General features: G+C 68.6%; 6 protein-coding genes and 1 rRNA gene. 3 read left to right on the forward strand and 4 right to left on the reverse strand.

Going from position 1 to position 6,065, the window contains the following annotated elements; translation table 11 throughout:
- Positions 1 to 235: 235 nt before the first annotated feature.
- Positions 236 to 937, reverse strand: coding sequence for a TetR/AcrR family transcriptional regulator (locus ACFXN1_RS31830; protein ID WP_379446515.1), 702 nt, complete (start codon positions 935 to 937; stop codon positions 236 to 238).
- Between the two features lie 150 nt (positions 938 to 1,087).
- On the opposite strand from ACFXN1_RS31830, the gene ACFXN1_RS31835 reads away from it, so the two are divergent.
- Together ACFXN1_RS31835 and ACFXN1_RS31840 are read left to right on the forward strand one after the other, a co-directional pair.
- Positions 1,088 to 2,017, forward strand: a complete 930-nt coding sequence (locus ACFXN1_RS31835) for an NAD-dependent epimerase/dehydratase family protein (protein WP_379446516.1) — start codon at positions 1,088 to 1,090, stop codon at positions 2,015 to 2,017.
- An 88-nt stretch (positions 2,018 to 2,105) separates the two neighbouring features.
- Positions 2,106 to 2,279: a hypothetical protein gene (locus ACFXN1_RS31840; protein ID WP_379446517.1), complete on the forward strand. Its 174-nt coding sequence runs from the start codon at positions 2,106 to 2,108 to the stop codon at positions 2,277 to 2,279.
- A 38-nt stretch (positions 2,280 to 2,317) separates the two neighbouring features.
- Here the strand turns inward: ACFXN1_RS31840 and ACFXN1_RS31845 are convergent, their stop codons facing one another.
- The 3 genes from ACFXN1_RS31845 to ACFXN1_RS31855 all read right to left on the reverse strand — a co-directional run bounded on the left by ACFXN1_RS31845 (position 2,318) and on the right by ACFXN1_RS31855 (position 5,501).
- Positions 2,318 to 3,184, reverse strand: a complete 867-nt coding sequence (locus ACFXN1_RS31845) for an SDR family NAD(P)-dependent oxidoreductase (RefSeq protein WP_379446518.1) — start codon at positions 3,182 to 3,184, stop codon at positions 2,318 to 2,320.
- A gap of 52 nt (positions 3,185 to 3,236) precedes the next feature.
- Complete coding sequence (locus ACFXN1_RS31850; RefSeq protein WP_379446519.1) at positions 3,237 to 5,066, reverse strand: ArnT family glycosyltransferase; 1,830 nt, start codon at positions 5,064 to 5,066, stop codon at positions 3,237 to 3,239.
- 135 nt (positions 5,067 to 5,201) lie between these two features.
- Positions 5,202 to 5,501, reverse strand: a complete 300-nt coding sequence (locus ACFXN1_RS31855) for a hypothetical protein (RefSeq protein WP_379446520.1) — start codon at positions 5,499 to 5,501, stop codon at positions 5,202 to 5,204.
- Between the two features lie 480 nt (positions 5,502 to 5,981).
- Here ACFXN1_RS31855 and ACFXN1_RS31860 point away from each other — a divergent pair.
- Positions 5,982 to 6,065, forward strand: a 16S ribosomal RNA gene (locus ACFXN1_RS31860); the annotation flags it as partial.

Consider the following 6,065-nt stretch of genomic DNA (forward strand, 5'->3'; position numbering starts at 1 on the left):
GGAAAGGGGGGAGAGGGCCCCCCCGGGGGGAAACCAGAGGGGGGGGGGGGGGGGGGGGGCCTGCGGGTTCTGCCCTTCGAAAAAAACACGGAAAAAAAGAGGCCCCGCCCACCGGGTGGTTCCCGTCCCCTCGGCCATGTGTGGGTAAGGTGCCGGAAGGGGAGCAGCGATCGGCACGCGATGGCCGGGCTCAGGCGTGTGATGGTGGCGCACAGGCCGATTCGCTTGTGTTGGATCAGCTTTCGGCGGGCAGGCCGACGAGGTCGGCCATGAGGTTCATGTGGTGGGTGAAGTAGTCGGCGACGGCTTCGATGGTGCCGTCGAGGCGGCCGAAGATCTCGAAGGTGACCAGGCCGAAAAGCTGTGTCCAGGCCAGGAATACGCGGTCGAGGACTTCTTCGGGGAGGTCGGACGACTGCTGTTCGGTGAGGGTGCGCAGGTCCGCGCGCACCGGGGCGGGGAGGGGAGTGGGCAGGGGTGCGGGGTGTAGGCGGTCGGCGGTCGCGGCGTGGGCGGCGATGCCGGCGAGCAGCATGACGACGGTGGCGGCGGGGCCGACGGTGTCCTCGGGGGCGTCGTAGCCGGGGATGGGGCTGCCGTAGAGGAGTCCGTATTCGGTGGGGTTGGCGACGGCCCAGTCCCGGACCGATGCGCAGACCGAAAGCCATTGTGCGCGTTCGTTGTTCGCGGGAGCGGTGGCCTGGGCCGCGGTGGCGGCCGCGCCGAGGGATCGGTAGCTGTCCAGGATCAGGGCGGTCAGCAGGTCGTCGCGGCTGGGGAAGTAGCGGTAGAGCGCGGAGGCGACGATCCCCATGTCGCGGGCGACGCCGCGCAGGGACAGGTTCGCGCCGTCGGTGGCCAGCCGCTTGCGCGCGGTGGCCTTGATCTCCTCGATCATTTCGGTGCGGACGCGGGCGCGCAGGGATCCGGCGGACATATCCGCAGTGTAGAGAACAGGCAACTGTTCGGAGAACGGCAGGCGACTGAGAGAACAGTGTTCTTGACGAGAAACGGTGTGCACTTCTACCGTCGACAGGGCGAGAACAGTGTTCTCGACTTATCCACATCCGACAGGATCGAGGACCCCATGTCCCTGCACATCGTCATCGGAGCGGGCCCGGTGGGCACGGCCACCGCGCGACTGCTCGTCGCGCGAGGTGACCATGTCCGCATCGTCACCCGTAGCGGCTCCGGCCCCGACCACCCGAATATCGAGCGCATCGCCGCCGACGCCGCCGACCCGGCAGCCCTGCTCACCCACTGCGCGGACGCCACCGCCCTGTACCAGTGCGCCCAGCCCTCGTATCACCGCTGGCCGCAGGATTTCCCTCCCCTGCATCGCGCCGTCCTGACCGCCGCCGAGCTTTCCGGCGCGGCCCTGATCACGGTCGGAAACCTGTACGGCTACGGCGAATTCGACGGTCCGGTCACCGAATCGCATCCGCTGCGCCCGAATTCCGTGAAGGGCCGGGTGCGCGCGGACATGTGGTCCGAGCAGCTCGCCGCCCACCGGGCGGGTCGCATCCGCACCGCCGAGGTGCGCGGCTCGGACTACCTCGGCCCGGCCGCGACGTCGGCCTTCAGCGTGCTGGTGCTGCCCGCGGTGCTCGCGGGCAAGCGCGCCCTGGTCCCGGCGGACCTGGACGCCCCGCACAGCTGGACCGCCACCGAGGACGTGGCCCGCCTGCTGATCGCCGTCGCGGATGACGAAACCGCCCGGGGCCGAGCCTGGCACGTCCCGACCCCGCCGCCGCTGTCGGTCCGCGCCCTGGCCGATCTGACGGCGTCGCTGGCCGGCGCGCCGTCAGCCCGGGTCGGCCGCATGCCCGCCGCCCTGCTCTGGGCGGTCGGCCTGTTCGTACCCGATGCCCGCGAAATGCGGGAACTGCGTTACCAATTCGACCGCCCCTTCGTCCTGGACTCCAGCGCCGCGACCACTCACTTCGGCCTCGACCCGACGCCGATCGCGGATGCCGTCCGCGCCACCCTGGACGCCCAGCCCGCCGTGCACCGGTGAAGGAGCCCGCCATGTCCACTCTCACGAAATCCTCCACCGGCAGGGCGCCGCTGATGCAGCGGTCCTGATAGTCGTGACAGTCGTGGGCATGAATGCCGGGTTCGCGGGTCTGGGCGCGGTGTTCGACTATCCGCGTGTCCTGTCCGGGTGTGGTGCTCCGTGGCAGGTGCCGGGCGCGCAGCAGGCGAATTTCGCGGGGTACGTGCTGTGGAGCGGATGGCTGCTGGCCTTGGCCGCACTGTGGGGCCGCCGGTCCGCGTGACGGTGTCCCCGGGGCATCGGTGCGCCCCGGGGTGCTGGTCACATGCCTTGCCGGAAGCGGGCGCTGCGGATGCCGTCGGCGCGTTCGGGCAGGACGCTGTCGATGAGCGCGGTGACTCGGCCCATGACCGGGGCGAGTCGCCGCGGCCGGTCGATGATGGCGTCGCAGATGATCTGCCCGCCCTCTTCGGGGGTGAGCGCGTCGGCGTTCTGGTAGACGGCGTTGGGAGCGATCATCGGGGTGCGGACGAGGGGGAGGTAGATGGAGGTGAAACGCACATTCTCGGTGTGGGTTTCGGCTTGGAGGCTGGTGCTCAGGGAGTCGAGGGCAGCTTTGGATGCGACGTAGGCCGCGTACCCCGGGCCGCCGTAGAGGTTGGCCAGGGACAGGATGTTGATGATGTGGCCGTCACGCCGGTCCCGCATGCCGGGCGCGAAGGCGAGGATGAGGCGGACGGCCGCGAAGTAGTTGAGCCGCATGGTGCGTTCGTAGTCGTGGAAGCGGTCGTAGGACTGGTCGAGCGGGCGGCGGATGGAACGGCCGGCATTGTTGACCAGGATGTCGACGTGGCCGTGGTCGGCGAGCACGCTGGCGGTCATGGCGTCGAGGGCGTCGAAGTCGTTGAGGTCGCACGGGTAGGCGGCGGCCTTGCCGCCGGCGGCCTCGATATCGGCGACGGCCTGTTCGAGTTCCTCGGCGCGGCGCGCGACCAGCAGCACGGTGGCTCCGGCCGCGCCGAGTTGTGCGGCGGCGACGCGTCCGATGCCGGAGGAGGCGCCGGTGATCAGGACGGTGCGTCCGGTCGCGGCCTCCGCGAGGGTGCGGTTTCGCCGCAGCCGCGCGATGCTCACCTGGGTGTCGAGCCCATGCTTGATCTTGTGAATCAGCCCGCTGATGTCCTGCATGGTCAGTGATGCTAAGTGCCGCACAGTGATTCGGGACCGTTTCGGTTTGCCGTCAGTGGCGGGCGCAGGTGTAGGCGAGGACCGCGCCGTCCCCGCCACCGGGCAGTGCGCGGCAGTATTGCCGGATCCAGATCACACGGTCGTCGTCCGCGGGCGTCACCAGGACCAGTCCGACCTCGCCGGCCTCGATCATGCGGGCGACCTCGGCGGTGGTCGGCACCGGGGCCGCACCCGTGAAGCCGCCGATGGCCGGCACCTGCCGGCCGCTGCTCACAATGAACGGCGAGGCCAGCGCGGAGGTGAAGGTGACCAGTGGATATCGCGGGTGGCCGGGCGTTTTCGCGAGCTGTGCATCGAGTTCCCGGGCCGAGGTGAGGGCCGAGGCCATGAAGCCCTGGGTGATCTGCCGGGCCTGCGCCGTTTCATAGGGGGTGTCCAGCGGACCGTATCCGTCCGCGACCACCGAGACCGCGGCCGTGGTCGGCGCGGCGAGCGCCGCGACGAGTAGCAGTGCGGTTGCCAATGATTCGCGGACGCGCAGCGCGGCCAGGATGAGCACCACGGTGACGACCACGAGCCCGGCCCGCACCCAGCCGGGCGCGGCCGCGGACAGCCACCAGCCGTACGCGGCGGTCGCGGCCACGGCAGCCAACCCCAGCCCGCGCATCCGGCGGTCATCCGTCTGGCGGAAAGCCTCGGCCCCCATGCCGATCAGGGCCGCGATCGCGGGTGCGAGCACCGCCAGGTAGTAGGGGTTCACCGTCCCGATCACCAGGAAGATCGCCAGGTGGACCACGAGCCAGCCGCCCCACAGCACCAGCGCCGCGGTCTCGCGGGCGGTGCGCGGCCGCCGTCGGGCCGCCCAGGCGAGGGCGATCAGGCAGACCAGCACGAGCGGAATCAACCACCCGGTCTCGCGACCGCCGCCGCCTCCGAAGAGATGGTCGAACCGGCTGTGCGGCCCGAGCACCAGATCCGCGCGGTATCCCGAGCCCCGGCCACCGGTGGTGAAGTTGGCCGACCCCACACTGAATCCGTCATTGGTGCGGCTGGCCGCGTTGTAGACGAAGACCTGCTCGAACAGCGAGTTGTGGTGGCTGCCGTCCACGTACGGCCGGTGCCCGGCGGGCAGCAGGCTGACCACTGTCATCCAGCTCAGCGACACCACCAGCGTGGTCGCGCCGAACCAGGCCAGACCCGTGATGCGCTGCCGCAGTTCGCTTCTCGGCGCGGCGAGCAGGAGCGCCGCCGCCAGCGCCGGGACGATCAACCAGGCCTGCACCATCTTCGCCTGGAAGGCGAGGCCGATGCACAGCCCGCACCACATCAGATTCCGCACCCGCCCCGACACGATCACGGCCGCCGCCTGATCCGCGGCCAGCACCAGCAGCAGGATCAGCAGGGTGTCGGAGATATTGCCGCGATCGAGCGCGACCACCGCCGGCGCCAGAGCCGCGACCGCTGCCGCGACGAGGGCCGCGTACGGACCGGACAGTCGCCGCACCGCGCGGTACAGCACGAGCACAGTGAGCACGCCCTCGATGACCTGCGGCAGGAGATACGCCCAGGTGTGCGGCCCGAATACCCGTACCGACAGCGCCTGGATCCAGATCGCGCCCGGCAGTTTGTCGATGCTGATGGTCGCGTCCGGGTCGAAGGCCGCGTAGAAGAAGTTGTGCCGGCTCATGCTCATCGAGCGGGCGGCGGCCGAGTAGTAGAGGTGTGGTGTCTGCGAGCTGATGCCCCAGGCGTAGAGGACCCCGGCCGCGACGGCGATGCCCAGCAGAGCGGGTCGGGCCCAGTGTGGCTGGTCGGCCGGCCCCCGCAACCATCGTGACCAGTCGGTTCTGGATCGTTCGGGACGTGCGATTACCCCTGTCACAGCCCCAATTTCGGCCGGTTCCCGGTGGGTGTCAAAGGAATTCCACCCGTGGGCGGAGGGCTTCCGGCGGGAATCGTCCGCCCGGCGTATCCGGGCCCACCGAGGGGTGGACGGTGCGGCCGGACGGCGGTGGGGTCAGCGGTTGGGGTGTCGTGCCGAGAGGGTGACGGCCACATCGATGGGCCGGACGCCGAGCTGTTCGGCGGTCGCGGCGATGGTGGCGTGGATGTCGGCGTCCGCGGGGCGGGTGGGGTCGAAGAGGAGTTCGGCCAATTCGATGGCGGCCAGCGCCTGGGCGCGGGTGAGCAATCGGCCCGGCAGCCAACTAACACGCCAGTCGGTTTCTTTATGGCCGGGAACTCGTTCCGCGAACTCGTCGACAACAGAACTGGTAATCGACCAATCGCAGACGTACACACCACCAAGGTCGTCCACCCGACCACGGGTCGCAAGAGCGAGAGCGTGCGAATTGCGCGAATTGCGCCTCTGACCAGCCGATTTGACTTCTGTTCGTAGCAACACGTAACTTATTCCAGGTCAGAGCGACACGGACACCGACCCGGAGCCCCAAGGGCCCGGGAAACGAGGTTGGACGAGGAGCGCCTGATGATCACACTAGTTCGACCTGACCAGCGGATTTGGTTTCGCTGAGAAGGCTGGGCTAAGCTGTAAAAGTTGCCTCACGATCGAGCGGGACCAAGAGCCCGGGAGATCGTTTGTGCGTGTGTTCTTTGAGAACTCAATAGTGTGTCGATGAATGTCAGTGCCAAATTTTGAAATTTGGTTCCGATTCTCACCCCCCGTGTGAGGGTCGGACATTTAAGTCGGCTAATTTCCAGCCGGCTATTTTTGCTAGGTTTTCGGACTCTGGTTCGAGATACTTCTGATTCGCCCTTCGGGGTAAATCTAGAGTCTTCAACGGAGAGTTTGATCCTGGCTCAGGACGAACGCTAGCGGCGTGCTTAACACATGCAAGTCGAGCGGTAAGGCCCTTCGGGG

The sequence above is a fragment of the Nocardia sp. NPDC059154 genome (assembly GCF_042755705.1).
GTDB lineage: Bacteria > Actinomycetota > Actinomycetes > Mycobacteriales > Mycobacteriaceae > Nocardia.

Bases quoted from the DNA above. Each gene is read 5' to 3' on its own strand.
- ACFXN1_RS31830 (WP_379446515.1), bottom strand. From the start codon at position 937: ATGTCCGCCGGATCCCTGCGCGCCCGCGTCCGCACCGAAATGATCGAG.
- ACFXN1_RS31835 (WP_379446516.1), top strand. From the start codon at position 1,088: ATGTCCCTGCACATCGTCATCGGAGCGGGCCCGGTGGGCACGGCCACC.
- ACFXN1_RS31840 (WP_379446517.1), top strand. From the start codon at position 2,106: ATGAATGCCGGGTTCGCGGGTCTGGGCGCGGTGTTCGACTATCCGCGT.
- ACFXN1_RS31845 (WP_379446518.1), bottom strand. From the start codon at position 3,184: ATGCAGGACATCAGCGGGCTGATTCACAAGATCAAGCATGGGCTCGAC.